This window comes from Acinetobacter seifertii (assembly GCF_016064815.1).
Lineage (GTDB): Bacteria > Pseudomonadota > Gammaproteobacteria > Pseudomonadales > Moraxellaceae > Acinetobacter > Acinetobacter seifertii.
Genome location: NZ_CP065820.1, coordinates 1906922 through 1922217, shown reverse-complemented (window position 1 = coordinate 1922217; position 15296 = coordinate 1906922). Strand labels below are relative to the sequence as shown.

Here is a 15296-nt window from a genome sequence, read left to right as displayed (position 1 = left end):
TCTCTTTTTAAATGATGCGTTTTAAAAAGTCTTTAAAACTTTTTGGTATAGTTTACAAACAAGCGATCTTCACCAAAGTCATTGCCATGTTTAACGTTGTAATCAATCCGAATATATTGCAGGGCAAGACCTTTTAAGAAAGGTTGTTGAAATGCATAGTTTAGAATGACATTTGACTCAGTTTCATGATTTTTCTCACCATTGGCTGCTTTAAAGTCATTTCCGTAAACATATTTCACCATCGCATTTAAGCCCGGCACGTAATCTTTAAAGTCGTAGACATACATGACATGGTAAGACTTTTCATCTTTTTTAAAGAATCCCGTGGCATTCCAGTTAATGAAGTAGGTCTCTGGTAAGAAACCATCCGGTAATGGGTATGCCGATTCACCAATAATTTGTTGGTAACCCAAGCCAAAGGTATGATTTTTTACTTTGAGTGTTTCTAGTACTCCAATGTTTTGCGCATCGATATCAAAAGTATTGCCGTCATTTTTTGCATTGAAGTACTTAAACTTAGAAGTAAGCGCAAAGTTAGGTTGTTTCCAATTATGCTCAAGTCCTACATAGTGCTTATTGTAGAGGTCTTCTAAATTACCGAAGTAATATTCACCCTTCAGTGACGGCGTAAATTGATAGCGTAGGTCAATGTAGTTCAAACCATCAGATTCTTTAGTAACTCCATTTGATGTGAAAGAAAACTTTTTAAAGTCTTCTTCATTGCGTGGTGACACTTTTTCAACTCGGCCAATTTCGGCATAGAGCTGATCTGAAAGTTGCGACCTAAGATTGGTTCCCCAATAAGAGGCAAGCAATTGTCGGCTTGCATCCACAGCCGTTACAGGTAAATCTAGCCAGAGTTCACCGACACTTAAAAGTGTTTTGTCGTAGCCCAGTTTTAAAGTTGCACCGTATTTTAAGAAGTCGGATGCTTGTGACTGAGTTTCTTTATTAAAAGGTAAAACTGTGTCTGCAACGTGTTTATCTGAACTTAAGCGCACGGCGTATTGAACAGAAGCATCGGCACCAATCGTAATCGGCTTGTCTGCAATTTGCAGGGGGGTATCATGCATTTTAGATTTATAAAATAATGATGCTGCCTGAGACCAACTGCCAGTATCTTTTAAGGCATCATTATCAAAATTACGGTTGATATAGGCATTCTTTAGCGTGAACTTCCACTCATCTTCGCTTTGTTGAGTGGTATCTGCTGCCCACAACAACGAATGACCACTACAGATAAATAAAAGGGTAGAAAACTTTAAATATTCGATTTTTAAATATTTCATGAAACAAATCATCCTTTAACTATTGTCTGCGCCATCCTTTGGCACAGACATATATTTTCGGTGGAATCGTGTTATCTCAATTTGAAGCGACTAAAAGTTGAGAGCGATTTTTCTTTAAACGTTTAATGAGTAACAACGAAACCGCAGCACAAAATGCTGGTACCGCTAAAATGCTTAAAATTTCAAAACTGGAGAGATTTAATGACATTAACCAGCCGCCCATAATTGATCCCACAATCGATCCTAAGCGCCCTACTGCGTTGGCCCAACTTACACCTGTTGCTCGGCAATGTGTTGGATAAAAACTAGATGCAAAAGCGTTTGCTCCCACTTGCGAACCACTAATTCCTGCACCTACCCCAAACATGGCAAACATCAATAAAGCCGTATTTGCCTGTTCAATTCCAAACCCCAAACAAATCAGGAACAATCCGCCAAAAACATAAGCCGTACTTAAAATTTTGGTTGCATCCATCTTATCCATTAGCAGGCCTAAGACAATCGCACCAATGGTTCCACCTATTTGGAAAATTGAAGTCAGCCATGACGCGTTGGATAAATTAAAACCCTCATTGGTCAGTAAAGTAGGCATCCAACTTGAAATCATATAAATAATGAGAAGGCTCATAAAAAAGGTAAACCAAATCAAAAAAGTACCCAAAGCAAAGCCTTTATTAAACAAATCTTTCAAACTTGATTTTTCGACTTCATTGACTGTTGGAACCAAAGTTGGTGTGATATTTAAATGCGGTGCGATACGGTGAATAATCTTTTCAATTTTTTCGGTACCCTTCTTTTTAAGCACTAAAAATCGAATAGATTCAGGTAATAAAAAATATAAGAAAGGTACAGTCGCTAAAGGTAATACTCCCCCAATGAGCAAAATACCGTGCCAGCCAATATGAGGAAGTAGCTGAGCCGAAAAAATACCACCAAGCGCAGAACCCACAGTAAAGCCACAGAACATCATGGTCACTAAATTAGAGCGACGAGATGTAGGCGCATATTCAGAGGTTAAAGTAATTGCATTGGGTAAAGCCCCACCTAGACCCAAACCAGTGAGAAACCTCCAAATAATCAGTGTTTGTAAATCTACTGAAAAAGAGGCAAAAACACTGGCAATTCCAAACATAATGACAGAACCAATCAAAATCGGTTTACGGCCTAATTTATCTGATAACGGTCCGAAAATGAGTGCGCCAGCCATCAGTCCAAATAAGCCAGCGCCAAATAAAGGTGCCAAATCGGTTGCTTGCAACCCCCATTCTGCCTTTAAAGCAGGCGCAATAAATCCAACTGCTGCGGTATCAAAACCATCAATCGCAACAATCAAAAAACACAACCACATGATTAATTTTTGCAAAGACGATAGCGGTATTTCATCAATGAAACTTTGTACGTCTATAGAATTTTGAGACATGAGAGCTCCTTTCGCCAATATATTGGCGTATATGCAATCCTTAGCAAAAGTGCCCAACTATATTTTTTATTTAGGTTGAGCACCTATTTCAATAAATCAGATCAATTTGATTTATTTCACATTCACCGTAATGCCAGTCAGCCCGGTAATGTCTGCACGCATAACATCACCTTTCACTACAGCACCCACACCTTCTGGAGTTCCTGTAAAAATCAAATCACCTGCTTTTAGTTCAAATAACGTAGATAAATTCGCAATCGTTTCAGCCACAGACCAAATCAGGTGACTGACATCGCTGTGCTGTTCGGTTTTACCATTTACAGTTAAATGAATATCGGCATTATTGATTTCACCCGTTTGAGTAATCGGATGAATTGGGCCAATTGGTGCAGAAAAATCAAAAGCTTTACCGATTTCCCATGGGCGACCTTTTTCACGCATTGCCATCTGTAAGTCACGGCGTGTCATATCTAAACCAACTGCATAGCCATAGATATAGTTCGCTGCATCCTCAACCGAGACATTTTTGGCATCTTTACCTATTGCAACGACCAACTCGATTTCATAATGAAAATTTGAAGTTTCAGATGGATATGGAATATCAACCGCATCTGTATTTACCGGAATAACTGACTCAAGGTCATTTGGCTTACAAAAGAAAAAAGGTGGTTCACGATCTGGGTCAAAACCCATTTCACGTGCATGAGCAGCGTAGTTACGGCCAATACAATACACACGGCGTACTGGAAATTTATGCGCTGAGCCGTGAATAAATAGACCCGCAGTGGTCATTGGTTCAAAAATAAATGACATATCTAAATTCCTTCTATTAAGTTAATCACGACTCAAAATGCATCGGCCTGCTGTTCAGGTGCTGCCTTTTGAAATGCTTCTAAGGTCATGCAATGTTGGTAAATTTCATTAATGTTTGGATAAGCCGATAAATCGACTTTAAAACGCTCAGCAGAAACTACTTGTGGAACTAAATAAGCATCTGCAATGGTCGGTTGATTGCCATAGCAGAACTTTTCGCGATTCTGGTCTTGTTCCAAAATATGCTCTAAAGCTGCAAATCCATCCTGAATCCACTTGGCACACCATGCGTTGATTTGTGCATCATCCAGCCCTAAGTTCTGGCGTAAGTATTCAAGAACACGCTTGTTGTTTAATGGATGAACGTCACATCCAACTAAAGCAGCAATAGCACGGACTTTTTCACGACCTAATGCATCTGTAGGTAATAAAGCGGGTTCGGGATATTGTTCTTCCAGCCATTCGATAATGGCTGGACTTTGCAACAAGTTCCCCGATTCAGTTTCAAGTACCGGTACAAATCCTTGCGGATTTAAAGCTTTAAAAGCAGCTTGATGGTGTTCATTTTTAGCGAGTGAGATATAAATCGCTTCGTAAGCTAAACTCTTTAGGTTCAACACAATGCGAGTCCGATGCGATGTACCGCTGCGGAAAAAGCTATAGAGTTTCATGCCACATTCCCTTGATAGTTTTTCACTGCATCAAGGCAGTTATTGACATTCCAACCATATAACCATTCCATTGCATCATAAAAACGTTCAGTAGGACGTCCACGCCACAAATCGTTGCGAACCAAGCGTTGCACACCTTTGGCATGGTAAATTTTGCCCATTTCACGTGAAGACAAAACAATACGTGCTGTACGGGCCACACGTGCTTTTTGATAAATATCAAAAGCTTTTAAAATGTCATGGTCGGTAACACGTAACGCTTCCCCTAAAGTTACGGCATCTTCCATCGCCATACATGCACCTTGCGCCATATATTGCGTGGTTGGGTGTGCTGCATCGCCAAGTAATGTCACACGGCCAAAAGTCCATGTTTCAATCGGCTCACGGTCTGCGGTTGCCCAGCGGCGCCAACTTTTAGGTAGCTCAATCAATTGACGAGCTTTCGGGCAAATTCCTTGAAAATAAGACAGCACTTCTTCTTTAGAGCCGTCGGTTACGCCCCACTGTTCTTTCTCACGGCTATGGAACGTCACAACAACGTTATATTCCTTTCCGCCGCGTAGTGGATAATGCACAAGGTGGCAATTCGGCCCGACCCAAATACTAGCTGCATTCCATTTCAAGTCTTCAGGAAACTCGCTTTCAGGTACAACAGCACGATAAACCACATGACCTGTAACCAATGCTGGGTCACCCACATAAGTCTCACGCACAACAGATTTAACACCGTCAGCACCGATAAGTGCCTGACCATGATATTGCTTCCCGTTTTGATCGGTAATCGTTACGCCAGCATCATCCTGTTCAACTTTTTGAATTTGGCAATTAGTGATAATTTCCAAGTGGCCGTATTGTTTAGCACCTTCGACCAATGAAGCATGAATATCGGCACGGTGAATCACCGCATATGGGTTACCAAAACGTTCACGGAATTTTTCATCGGTTGGAATTTTGCCGACCTGATATTCATCAATCGCATCATGCATAACCATATAGTCGGTATAAACTGCTTTACTACGAGCAATTTCACCAATTCCTAGCGCATCAAAGGCATGAAAAGCATTCGGCCCTAATTGAATTCCTGCGCCGATCTCACCAATTTCAGGCGCTTGTTCAAAAACCTGTACTTTAAACCCTTGTTTTGCCAAAGCGAGTGCAGCTGCAAACCCGCCAATTCCACCACCAGCAATTAATATCGGTTGTTGAGTATTTGACATGATCTATATCCTTATAAAATATTCTGTTTACTGGCGCTCACGCACAGAGTACAAACCCAGCTTCCTTTGTAAGGGCGCTTCATCTGCAATAAACAAATAACATGGTTGATCTGAGGTATTGATTAAATCAATATGAGAAAAACATGGCGCACATGCCGTATCAGCTTTATTTAAATTGAAATCTTTCTGATCAATTTTGACTTGGAGCTGACCGTCAATCACATGAAAAATTTGGGCAGTAGAGCGCGGTTGGAGCTGTAAAGTTTCATTTGGTCTGAGCATTAAAGCCGAATAACCAATAATATTTTGGCAGTCATCACCAGTTTCAGGATTGATGTAAGTCACCTGAATTGGAGCTTGATGGTTGTTATCATCTGCAAGCGCATGCAAAACTTTTTTGGTTTCTTTCCAAGAGTAGCGCATGATCGGATATGAGGTATTTTCACGGGTAAAATGAGCTGTTGGTACAATGCCCGTTCCATAATGATGAGCATTTCCGGCACTGGTCACTTTTTGGATTTCACCCGGTTGTACATAAGAAGCTTCCATGTAATAAACCAAAGGTAAATCCAGCACATCTAACCAGATCACTGGCTCTTTGCCATCATGTCCATGTTCATGCCAAAGTCCAGATGGTGTAAGGATTAAATCTCCATGCTCCATCATGCATTTTTGACCTTCAACCGTCGTATAAGCCCCTTCACCTTCAACAATCAGGCGCACTGCATTTGGGGTATGTCGATGTGATGGCGCCCACTCTTTTGGCAACAAAAGCTGCATGCCAAGATACATGACCGAACTGGCTTTCATATTTTCTAGACCATGTCCGGGATTGGCTAAAACCAATACACGGCGTTCAGCTTTTTCAATCGGTGTTAACTCACCTGCTTCGAGTAATAAAGGTTTAATATTCTGAAAATACCAAGCGGTTGCTATGGTCTGCGGCATCGGTTTATGCGGGGGCAATACATTGCGTAAACTTGGCCATAAAGGGACTAAATTTGATTCTTCAAGTTGACCAAGATAACGTTTTGGCAAGTCATCTAGTGTTGCTAACTGTTCCATTTCAGATCCTCTATTTAAGGCCAATTTGTACAAGAATGCTTTGTACTTTTACGACCTATTCTTCCTTGATCATCAATGTAACAATCGAAAATTGTTGAATCTATGCACAAAAAACAATAGTCTGTATTGATAAAATCAATACAAGGAAATTAAAGTGTTTGATCTTGATACTCGGCTTTTACAAATTTTCTTTGAAATTTATAAACATAGCAGTGTATCTAAAGCTGCCGAACAGCTTGAAATTGGACAACCGACTTTAAGTATTGCATTAAATAAATTACGTGAGCATTTTCAGGACCCACTTTTTGTCCGTATTGAAAATAAAATGCAACCTACTGAGTTATCTAAACAAATATACCCACTGGTTGTAGAAATTCTGAATCGACTAAAACTGGTTCAAAACTACAATATTGAATTTGATCCACAGACTTCAAATTATCAATTTAAAATCAGCATGACTGATATTAGTCATCTGGTTTTATTACCTAAACTGATCAATTATTTACGTGCCCATGCACCGAACATTCGCTTGGAAATTATCCCAATTGATGCCAATACGCCAGTGATGATGTCAAATGGAGACATTGATTTAGCCATTGGTTTTTTGCCTCAGCTTGAAGCAGGTTTTTATCAACAAACGCTTTTCCAACAACGTTATGTTTGCATTGCTAGTAAAGAACACCCGAGACTTACAGGTACAACGCTTTCAGATCAAGAATTTCGCCAAGAGCTACATGTCGATATTTTTGCAACGGGTGGACACTACGTGCTGGAGCATGAGTTACAAAAACTAGGAGTAAACCGAAATATTTTGGTTCGTTTGCCAAGCTATTTAGGGGTTGGCTTGGTTGTACAAGACACCGATGCGATTGCGACTATTCCTCATTATTTAAGTCAGGTGCTTCTAGTAAGAGGCGGTTTAAAAGTTTTAGAACCGCCTTATCATTTTCCAACTTATAGTGTGAAGCAGCATTGGCATGCACGAGTTCATCAAACACCAAGCAACCAATGGTTAAGAAAAGTGTGTTTTGAACTTTTTTCTGAATAGAATAATTCAGTAATGTACCAAATTCGTTGCATGTTTAATTTTTCATCTGGATTTTTTAGATTCTGCCGCTACCATAAAAGAACACTCAACTAAAGCAAAGCCACTCTTTAAAGTGGCTGTGATTACATTAAAAATTGTATCGACCTAATAAGTTGATTCGAGATAGTTTTCCTTCTAAATCTGAAAATGTTTCTCTCTTACCGTAGGTGTACTCAACACCAAGATCGACTTTCTCAACAGGTGTCCAGAATAAGTTGACGCTTGCATTGATGAGCCTTTTATTTTGATTAAGGTTATTTTCTGAAAAATCTGAATCTTTGTAGACGAGGCTACCAGCGGACAAAGAAGAACGTAAATTTTCATTCCATTTGCGCATATACCCCAACTCGACAGAATCAAATTCACTTAAATACATTCGATTTTGATCAAAGTAGAACGCATCATTATCTTTTGAATAAAGCATATAACGGTTATCACCTGCTATATGGTAGTAATTGAAGACAATCGCATCATTTTCAGAAAGGTTATACTTCGTGCCTAATCCAGCTCCCCAAGCAAGTTTAGTTTGCTCCTCATTCGCATTAGAAATTGCTCGATTTTCATGAAGCATGCCATGCAATTGAACCAATAAATTTGGATTCTTAAATTCATATCGCATGGTTAATGCAGGAAGACTGCTTCCACCTTCTACATTTTTATTTTCAACATCACCGCCTTCCAAAGCAACTAATATTTTTTGTTTGGCATCAACAATATGCTGATAACGAATTTGGATATTACGCTGAGTTCCTGTGCCCATTGCACCCGTAAAATCAGCCAAACTTGGAGCTGTATCACTATTCACAAAAGGTGAAGTCGTTTGACCAATCAACCAATTTCCTAGTGAAATATAAGCGAGTCTAACCCGAACCGAACCATTACCGTTATCTCCACCACTTCCCATAAAATCGGCTTCTAGCTTTCCAACCAAATCTCCTTTCGAGGTAGGCTTGACAATATCCACCCCTACACGTGAAGTCGCAGCAGAAACATTTAATGATTTACTTGTTGAATTTGTATTGCTTAATGGTATTGCTCCTGTTTTATTCGCAATAGAACGCGTTGAAGCTTCAAAATCATATGCAGCATCAACACGTATATTTCCATAAAATTTAATTTTAGTCTGATCAGCCGAAATAGGCTTCTCAGCATCTGATGTTTTGTTTTGAATCAAATCAGGTGCTTTCTTCAATCCATTATTTTTACTTAAATTTTGCTGCTCCATCAGATAATCTATTTGCTGTTGTAATTTAATTATTTTTTCATTTAGCGCTGAGTTATCTTCGCTTTCAGCTTTGGCTTGCTGCAGAGTCATACTCATTAAGAGCGATAAATAAATAATCCCTTTATGTTTCATGTCCTTTTCCTTTAGACGAAATCACATAGACCGAATTGAAATTTCCTATTTTTCAATCAGTAAAATAATGATTATTTAATTAACTTTAGATAGGCTAACGAAGCTCAACCATTGACTTCGTTAGTTCCCTTCCTGCTCGAATGTTTTTAAGTGACCTTATTCAGGTAATTCACATCCTTTTTGTTTTAAGCTGTTGATCACCCAGCTACGGTCATTTTCACCTACGGCGATTTGCTCTAATTGCTTTTGTTCAGCGGCATGTTTAGCACTTGCCTTCAGATAAACTTCTTCTACTTCTGCATACGGCACGCTTAAAAGCCCATCTTCATCCCCTAAAATCAAGTCTCCCGGTTCAATTACCATTCCATTGATTGCGATAGGGACATTAATTTCCCCCGGTCCGTCTTTATAAGGTCCTCGATGTGAAATTCCTGCTGCAAAAAGTGGAAAATCTCCCTCTCCAATTACAACCGAATCACGAATCGCGCCATTAATAACAATGCCGGCTATACCTTTTTTAATGGCATAAGCAACCATCATTTCCCCAATTAATGCATTGGTTAGATCACCACCCGCATCAACCACAATGACATCTCCCGCTTGGGCAATATCAATAGCGTAGTGCAACATCAAGTTGTCACCCGGACGCGCCTTAACTGTAATGGCTGGCCCACAAAGATATCCCTTTTTATGCATTGGTCTTAATTGAGCCCCACCTGAAGTCATTCGATTCATTGAGTCACTGACATTAGCGACTGGTAGATCTCGATATTGTTCAATCCATTTCTGCTCAACTTTTCTGTCGTTTTTTAGCACTCTAAAACCAATTGCCATAATTTTTCCCTTACATCAATTTTCTTGTGCAAATTAATATGACAGTATTTTTTTGAAATGTCATTTCATTTTTAAATTAAATTTAATTAAAATTCGCTCAATTTTTAAATTTATTTTTTCTATTGACTAATTTTTTGAAATGTCGTTTTAATAATATAAACCACTAAGGACGTATTTTTCTCAAAATACTTAAATGGAGTGCAAGTCAAAATGAAACGTAAAGTTCTTATCACGGGGCCAACATTAACTTCAGATGCGTTACTGTATGCTCAATCCCATGATATCCAGTTGATTCCAACTGAACCCTACATGGCAAAAGATGAAATGGAAAAACTCATCCATGATGAACAACCTGATGCCATCATTGTTCGAACAGGCAAACTTTCTAGAGATATGATTTTTGCTTCTGATAATTTAAAAGTGATTGCAAAACATGGCGTTGGGTTTGACACAATCGACACTCAGGCTGCTGCTGAACGAAAAATTCCTGTCACTATTGCCGTAGGCGCAAATGCACAATCTGTTGCCGAACACGCTTTTGCCCTTATGTTTAATGTTGCTCGACAAGTCACGTGGTTAGACCAACGGATCAGAGAAGGTCATTGGGATAAAGCAAGTGCAAATGGTGTGGAGCTATATGGCAAAACGCTGGGCTTAATTGGTTTAGGGGCAATCGGCAGCATACTTATGAAGTTAGTCGCTCCCTTAAATATGAAAGTAAAAGTATATGACCCGTTTCTAGAAAATTTGCCAGAGCTCGATTATGTAGAACAAGAGCATGACTTTGAAAAACTTTTAGAAACCAGTGACATTATTAGCTTACATTGCCCCCTTACAGCAGAGAATAGACACTTATTTTCTTACCCTCAATTTGAAAAGATGAAACGCTCAAGCATCTTAATTAATACAGCACGTGGTGAATTAATTGATCAGGCTGCCTTAGTTGATGCACTTAAAAATAATAAAATTGCTGGTGCAGGTCTAGACACTTTTCCTTCAGAACCGCCAGAAAAAGATAATCCATTATGGGAATTACCTAACTTGGTTGTTACTCCTCACATAGGAGCAAACACAACAGATTCACGTAATCGCGTTGGTCTTTTAGCACTTGAACAGATCGTTAGTATTTGGAGTGGCCAATTATTAAACCCTCGAGCTATCGCTAACTGGAAGTTACTCAATAGCTAATCATGGAACTCAATTGTTTCTAAGCTTTTAGATGCAAGAACAATTAAAATATTGAATATAAAAAAGGATTTTTTTATGTCTACAGAATACTCTCAACCGAGTGCGATTGAACGTGAAACAATGCGCAAGGTAGCGTGGCGATTACTGCCTTTTTTAACGATTTGTTATGTCATCGCTATTATTGATCGTGGCAATATTGGTATGGCTTCATTACAAATGAATGAAGATCTTGGATTAACAGCTACTGCTTTTGGTTTTGCCAGTAGCTTATTTTTCTTTGCATATTTTCTATTTGAAGTACCCAGCAACCTCGCCATGCAAAAATTTGGAGCAAAAGTATGGATTGCCCGAATTATGGTGACGTGGGGGGTAATATCATCCGCAACTGCATTCGTTGAAAACTCCACATCGTTATATATTATGCGGTTCTTACTCGGCGCTGCCGAAGCAGGCTTTTTCCCTGGTGTAATTTTATATTTAACTTATTGGTTGCCTGCAAACTATAGAGCAAGAATGATTGCAATATTTATGGTGGCAATTCCGGGTGCAAACTTTCTAGGTTCACCATTATCTGGTTTTTTATTATCCCTAGATGGGTGGCTGGGCATGCGCGGATGGCATTGGCTATTTATTTTAGAAGGTATTCCTGCTGTTTTACTGGGTATCGCCTGTCTATTTGTACTGACAGATCGACCAGAACAGGCAAAATGGCTCAATAGCGAACAAAAAGCTTGGTTAGTTGAAAGACTACAATTTGAACGCCAACAAAAAACCCCAATTGGTCATATTTCACTATGGCAACTTTTAAAGAATAAATATATTTGGGCAATGATCATTATTTATTCTGGTGCTTCTGCTGCTGGTAGTACGATGAGTGTTTGGGCACCACAATTAATTAAGTCATTCGGTTTAAATAATTTAGAAATTGGCCTAGTCAATGCAATTCCTTATGGCATCGCTTCTATTGCCATGATTCTTTGGGGTCGTAGTTCAGATCGTAAAAACGAACGCCTTTGGCACACAGCAATCGCTCTATTGATGATCTCAATTGGTTTATTAATTGCTTTGTTCACGTCGTCACTTATTGGCACAATCTTTTTACTCAGTATCGTTTTAATTGGTGCTTATTCTGCAAAAGGTCCTTTCTGGGCTTTAGCATCATCATGGATGTCGCCGAGTACAACGGCGGCAGGACTAGCAGCCATTGGTGCATGTGCCAACCTCATTGGTGGCGGCATGATGGTGAATATCTATGGCGCAATTCATGATGCAACAGGAAGTCATGCTATCGCCTTACTTCCACTTGCAGCCTTAAATCTCGTGTCAGCTATCATGGTTTTCATTATGTCTAGAAAGAAAGCTGTTTTGTTTAACCAACCACAAAGTACTTCGTAAATAGCATATATAAGAAAGGGGCTAAATCATGAGCCCCTTTTTTACATTTAAAACATTAAAATTAATTACGAATACTCTTACCACCTAAACTTTTCGTTAAATCATCTGCAATTTTGAAGAAAAAATCACTTACCGATTTTGCGATTTCTAAAGTAAAACGGCTTGATGGACCTGAAACAACCAATGCTCCAACCACATCATTTTGCGCATCAAATACTGGCAATGCCATTGAAGCAGCATGTGGTTCTGTTACACCCGTTGAATAAAAAGGTTCAGTTCTAGATAAAATTTGTTCATGGGTAGATCGTAAGGCTTGAGCACCTGCAGCCCCATCCATTGGTCGAACTTCGCCCGGCTGAATATGAACGCGTAATCGATGAGTAGAATTAATACGATATTGGCAAAGGCGATATGCGCCATGCTTAACGTAAAATGAAGCCGTCTCACCAATTTCATCTACAAGTTGCTGTAAACAAGGCACGACGTGTCTTTCTAAGTCTAAAGCATCTTGATAAATTGTATTTAAACGCATAACTTCACTAGCAAGCGTATATCTACCATCAGAAAGACGGTTAACAAAACCAAAATCTTCTAGCGAAACAATTAAACGCATGATGGTCGCTTTATTTAATTCTGTTCGTTCAGCGAGCTCTGCTAGGGTTAAAGATTTATCACCTATTCTAAAAGCAGTTAACAAAGTTAAAAGGCGATCAGCCGATGCATTTCCGCTTGTTGCTGGGTGAGGTTTAATTTTAACCATGTTTTTCCTACAATAGCTTGATATCAATTTTAATGTATTGAATTAGGTTTTTAACTTTACCATATTTCTTATATTTTAATTCTATCTCTCGACAGCAACTTCATTCATTTATCAACGTACTTAAAATATAAAGTATAGCCTCATTATTAGTAGGCTTTACGACCAACAATGAGACCTATCTTAATTTTAATCTTAAGCTTGTATTACGCTTCTATCTTTTTATCTTTACTACTTGAATAGATAAAATATAAAGCAATACCTAGGCAGATTAGCGCTCCTAATCGATACGGTGAAAAATGGAGCATTTCATTACCAAACCAGCCAAAGTTATCAATCAAAATACTCATCAAAAGTTGCCCAAAAATCACAGCCACCGTAGCAACTGCAGCCCCAATTCTTTGTACAGCCAGTACCATTATGACAATATAAGGTACTCCACACATAGCCCCCAACAACTGCCATTTAGGAACATCTAATAGCGTTAAGGTATGTTTAGGTTCAAAGTAAAAAATAAGGAGAGCCGTAATTAAAGCACCGACCGAGAAAGTCAAAAAAGCACTACGAAATACACCAACTTTCGCTCCAAGTTGACCATTAATTGCGGCCTGCACACTCAGCAAAGCACCGCCAATGACGGCGAGAAGAATCATTAAAATTGTCATGGGTATCTCCTACGCTTTTGCCACAAGTACAAGTGCGACAACAATAAAGATGAGTGCTACTATCCGTTTACGGTCTACTTTCCGATGTGGAGTTCCCAGTAAACCATAGTGGTCGATAATCAGACTTTTAGATACCTGTCCCGCTAAAATGCCAATCATGGTCATTGCAATGCCAATAATTGGAGTGGTAATGGTCAAAATAATGACGTAAGCAGGGCCAAGAACACCACCCAGCAATTGCCAAGATGGAAGTGCAAAAAATGAGGGGCTATTCCGTGGGCTAAAAAACAGCATGAGTAAAAAGGTAAGTGCTGCACCCACACCAAAAATACTAAAGGTGGCCCATAACTCACCTACTTCCTTTCCTAACGGTCCTAGAAGCCCTGCTTCGACCGATAGTCCCATGCCCCCTAAAATGGTTAGGAGTAGTAATAGAATTTGCATCTACATTGTCTCATATGTATCTAGGCAACGAATACTAAGATAGCCAATTCATCAGAAAAACAGCATAATTCATGAATCACTTTTGCAGAAATTGCACAAATGGATTTAACAAATTCAATTGATATCCGCACGCTTCGCTTCTTTATTAGTGTTTACAATGCTCAAAACTTCTCAAATGTAGCACGTAAAGAAGATGTGTCTGCCTCCATGATTTCTCGCACCATTCAACAACTTGAAGATGCATTGGGGCAGCAACTTTTCTATCGAAATACGCGAGCAATCACACCGACCGAATCGGGCAAATTATTTTTTGAATATGCAAAAAAAATTACCGAACAATTTGATGAAGCTCAAAAGGCTTTACAAGATAAAACCATAGAGCCATCGGGACTCGTCCGAATCAATGCACCAGTGTTTTTTGGGCAACGACATATTGCGCCGTGGTTAGCTGGGTTATCAGAGCGTTATCCAAGACTTTTAATAGAACTGATTCAAACCGATGAATTTATAGATCCATTACGTGAAAGCACAGATTTAATATTTCGTATTGGAGCACTGACTGATTCATCATTTCATGCACGTATTTTTGGTACACAAAAATATCATTTGGCAGCATCTCCTCAATATATTGCCAAATACGGTACGCCTAATCATCCGACAGAACTTAATCAGCACAAATGCCTAGTCTATAAAGGTTTTGAAGGTCCTAACCGGTGGTTAGTAAGAAAGCCCAATGAAGAATGGGTACATTATCCAATTACTCCATTGCTGTCTTCAAACAATGCCGAAAGTTTAATGACAGCCGCGCTTCATGGCATGGGGATTGTTTTATTTCCTGATTGGCTGATTGGTGAAGCTTTAAAACAAGGTGATTTAATAAAGCTTTTACCTGAATATGAAGTCGCGATTAAATCACAACCCCAGCATATCGCGGCTATTTATCCAAATGTCCGCCATCCACCACTTAACATTAGAGCAGTGATAGACTATTTTACAGAAATCTATGGAGACACACCGTATTGGCAGAAGTAAATTTTTCTTTTAATCATCGTTTATAAAGACAAAAATACCCTGATTGCAGCAATCAAATAAAC

15 protein-coding genes are annotated in these 15296 nt (G+C 39.2%); 4 read left to right on the top strand and 11 right to left on the bottom strand.

Annotated features, from left to right (window positions below):
• Positions 1 to 32 precede the first annotated feature (32 nt).
• From I8T81_RS09020 to I8T81_RS08995, 6 genes are all read right to left on the bottom strand, one after another.
• Positions 33 to 1289 (bottom strand): OprD family outer membrane porin, encoded by a 1257-nt coding sequence (locus I8T81_RS09020; RefSeq protein ID WP_406935404.1) that lies wholly within the window; start codon positions 1287 to 1289, stop codon positions 33 to 35.
• A gap of 76 nt (positions 1290 to 1365) precedes the next feature.
• Positions 1366 to 2709, bottom strand: coding sequence for an MFS transporter (locus tag I8T81_RS09015; RefSeq protein ID WP_198072668.1), 1344 nt, complete (start codon positions 2707 to 2709; stop codon positions 1366 to 1368).
• Positions 2710 to 2820: 111 nt separating this feature from the next.
• Positions 2821 to 3522, bottom strand: a complete 702-nt coding sequence (locus I8T81_RS09010) for a fumarylacetoacetate hydrolase family protein (protein WP_198072667.1) — start codon at positions 3520 to 3522, stop codon at positions 2821 to 2823.
• Positions 3523 to 3554: 32 nt separating this feature from the next.
• Entirely contained in the window at positions 3555 to 4193 is a 639-nt protein-coding gene (gene maiA, locus I8T81_RS09005) for a maleylacetoacetate isomerase (RefSeq protein ID WP_022574448.1), read from the bottom strand.
• The gene (locus I8T81_RS09000; protein WP_022574447.1) at positions 4190 to 5410 is read right to left on the bottom strand and encodes a 3-hydroxybenzoate 6-monooxygenase; all 1221 of its coding nucleotides are present in this window, start codon (positions 5408 to 5410) and stop codon (positions 4190 to 4192) included. Before I8T81_RS09000 ends, maiA begins: the two co-directional genes overlap by 4 nt.
• Positions 5411 to 5437: 27 nt before the next feature.
• A complete protein-coding gene (locus I8T81_RS08995; RefSeq protein WP_198072666.1) occupies positions 5438 to 6475 on the bottom strand; it encodes a cupin domain-containing protein in 1038 nt (345 codons plus the stop codon).
• 154 nt (positions 6476 to 6629) lie between these two features.
• On the opposite strand from I8T81_RS08995, the gene I8T81_RS08990 reads away from it, so the two are divergent.
• Positions 6630 to 7523: a LysR family transcriptional regulator gene (locus I8T81_RS08990; protein WP_198072665.1), complete on the top strand. Its 894-nt coding sequence runs from the start codon at positions 6630 to 6632 to the stop codon at positions 7521 to 7523.
• A gap of 127 nt (positions 7524 to 7650) precedes the next feature.
• Here the strand turns inward: I8T81_RS08990 and I8T81_RS08985 are convergent, their stop codons facing one another.
• Both I8T81_RS08985 and I8T81_RS08980 read right to left on the bottom strand, forming a co-directional pair.
• Positions 7651 to 8919, bottom strand: coding sequence for a DcaP family trimeric outer membrane transporter (locus tag I8T81_RS08985; protein WP_198072664.1), 1269 nt, complete (start codon positions 8917 to 8919; stop codon positions 7651 to 7653).
• A gap of 156 nt (positions 8920 to 9075) precedes the next feature.
• Positions 9076 to 9753 (bottom strand): RraA family protein, encoded by a 678-nt coding sequence (locus tag I8T81_RS08980; RefSeq protein WP_198072663.1) that lies wholly within the window; start codon positions 9751 to 9753, stop codon positions 9076 to 9078.
• Positions 9754 to 9951: 198 nt separating this feature from the next.
• Between I8T81_RS08980 and I8T81_RS08975 the strand changes: the two genes are divergently transcribed.
• Together I8T81_RS08975 and I8T81_RS08970 are read left to right on the top strand one after the other, a co-directional pair.
• The gene (locus I8T81_RS08975) at positions 9952 to 10941 is read left to right on the top strand and encodes a hydroxyacid dehydrogenase (RefSeq protein WP_198072662.1); all 990 of its coding nucleotides are present in this window, start codon (positions 9952 to 9954) and stop codon (positions 10939 to 10941) included.
• Between the two features lie 75 nt (positions 10942 to 11016).
• Positions 11017 to 12336 carry an MFS transporter gene (locus I8T81_RS08970; protein ID WP_198072661.1) on the top strand — a complete coding sequence of 440 codons (1320 nt, stop codon included), beginning with the start codon at positions 11017 to 11019 and terminating at the stop codon, positions 12334 to 12336.
• Positions 12337 to 12397: 61 nt separating this feature from the next.
• Here the strand turns inward: I8T81_RS08970 and I8T81_RS08965 are convergent, their stop codons facing one another.
• The 3 genes from I8T81_RS08965 to I8T81_RS08955 all read right to left on the bottom strand — a co-directional run bounded on the left by I8T81_RS08965 (position 12398) and on the right by I8T81_RS08955 (position 14202).
• Positions 12398 to 13096, bottom strand: a complete 699-nt coding sequence (locus I8T81_RS08965; protein WP_002050824.1) for an IclR family transcriptional regulator — start codon at positions 13094 to 13096, stop codon at positions 12398 to 12400.
• Between the two features lie 203 nt (positions 13097 to 13299).
• Positions 13300 to 13758 (bottom strand): DMT family transporter, encoded by a 459-nt coding sequence (locus I8T81_RS08960; protein ID WP_198072660.1) that lies wholly within the window; start codon positions 13756 to 13758, stop codon positions 13300 to 13302.
• Positions 13759 to 13767: 9 nt separating this feature from the next.
• Complete coding sequence (locus tag I8T81_RS08955) at positions 13768 to 14202, bottom strand: DMT family transporter (protein WP_198072659.1); 435 nt, start codon at positions 14200 to 14202, stop codon at positions 13768 to 13770.
• A gap of 99 nt (positions 14203 to 14301) precedes the next feature.
• Here I8T81_RS08955 and I8T81_RS08950 point away from each other — a divergent pair, with 99 nt between their 5' ends.
• The gene (locus I8T81_RS08950) at positions 14302 to 15234 is read left to right on the top strand and encodes a LysR family transcriptional regulator (RefSeq protein ID WP_198072658.1); all 933 of its coding nucleotides are present in this window, start codon (positions 14302 to 14304) and stop codon (positions 15232 to 15234) included.
• Positions 15235 to 15296: the final 62 nt, after the last annotated feature.

Bases quoted from the DNA above. Each gene is read 5' to 3' on its own strand.
- I8T81_RS09020 (WP_406935404.1), bottom strand. From the start codon at position 1,289: ATGAAATATTTAAAAATCGAATATTTAAAGTTTTCTACCCTTTTATTT.
- I8T81_RS09015 (WP_198072668.1), bottom strand. From the start codon at position 2,709: ATGTCTCAAAATTCTATAGACGTACAAAGTTTCATTGATGAAATACCG.
- I8T81_RS09010 (WP_198072667.1), bottom strand. From the start codon at position 3,522: ATGTCATTTATTTTTGAACCAATGACCACTGCGGGTCTATTTATTCAC.
- maiA (WP_022574448.1), bottom strand. From the start codon at position 4,193: ATGAAACTCTATAGCTTTTTCCGCAGCGGTACATCGCATCGGACTCGC.
- I8T81_RS09000 (WP_022574447.1), bottom strand. From the start codon at position 5,410: ATGTCAAATACTCAACAACCGATATTAATTGCTGGTGGTGGAATTGGC.
- I8T81_RS08995 (WP_198072666.1), bottom strand. From the start codon at position 6,475: ATGGAACAGTTAGCAACACTAGATGACTTGCCAAAACGTTATCTTGGT.
- I8T81_RS08985 (WP_198072664.1), bottom strand. From the start codon at position 8,919: ATGAAACATAAAGGGATTATTTATTTATCGCTCTTAATGAGTATGACT.
- I8T81_RS08980 (WP_198072663.1), bottom strand. From the start codon at position 9,753: ATGGCAATTGGTTTTAGAGTGCTAAAAAACGACAGAAAAGTTGAGCAG.
- I8T81_RS08970 (WP_198072661.1), top strand. From the start codon at position 11,017: ATGTCTACAGAATACTCTCAACCGAGTGCGATTGAACGTGAAACAATG.
- I8T81_RS08965 (WP_002050824.1), bottom strand. From the start codon at position 13,096: ATGGTTAAAATTAAACCTCACCCAGCAACAAGCGGAAATGCATCGGCT.
- I8T81_RS08960 (WP_198072660.1), bottom strand. From the start codon at position 13,758: ATGACAATTTTAATGATTCTTCTCGCCGTCATTGGCGGTGCTTTGCTG.
- I8T81_RS08955 (WP_198072659.1), bottom strand. From the start codon at position 14,202: ATGCAAATTCTATTACTACTCCTAACCATTTTAGGGGGCATGGGACTA.
- I8T81_RS08950 (WP_198072658.1), top strand. From the start codon at position 14,302: ATGGATTTAACAAATTCAATTGATATCCGCACGCTTCGCTTCTTTATT.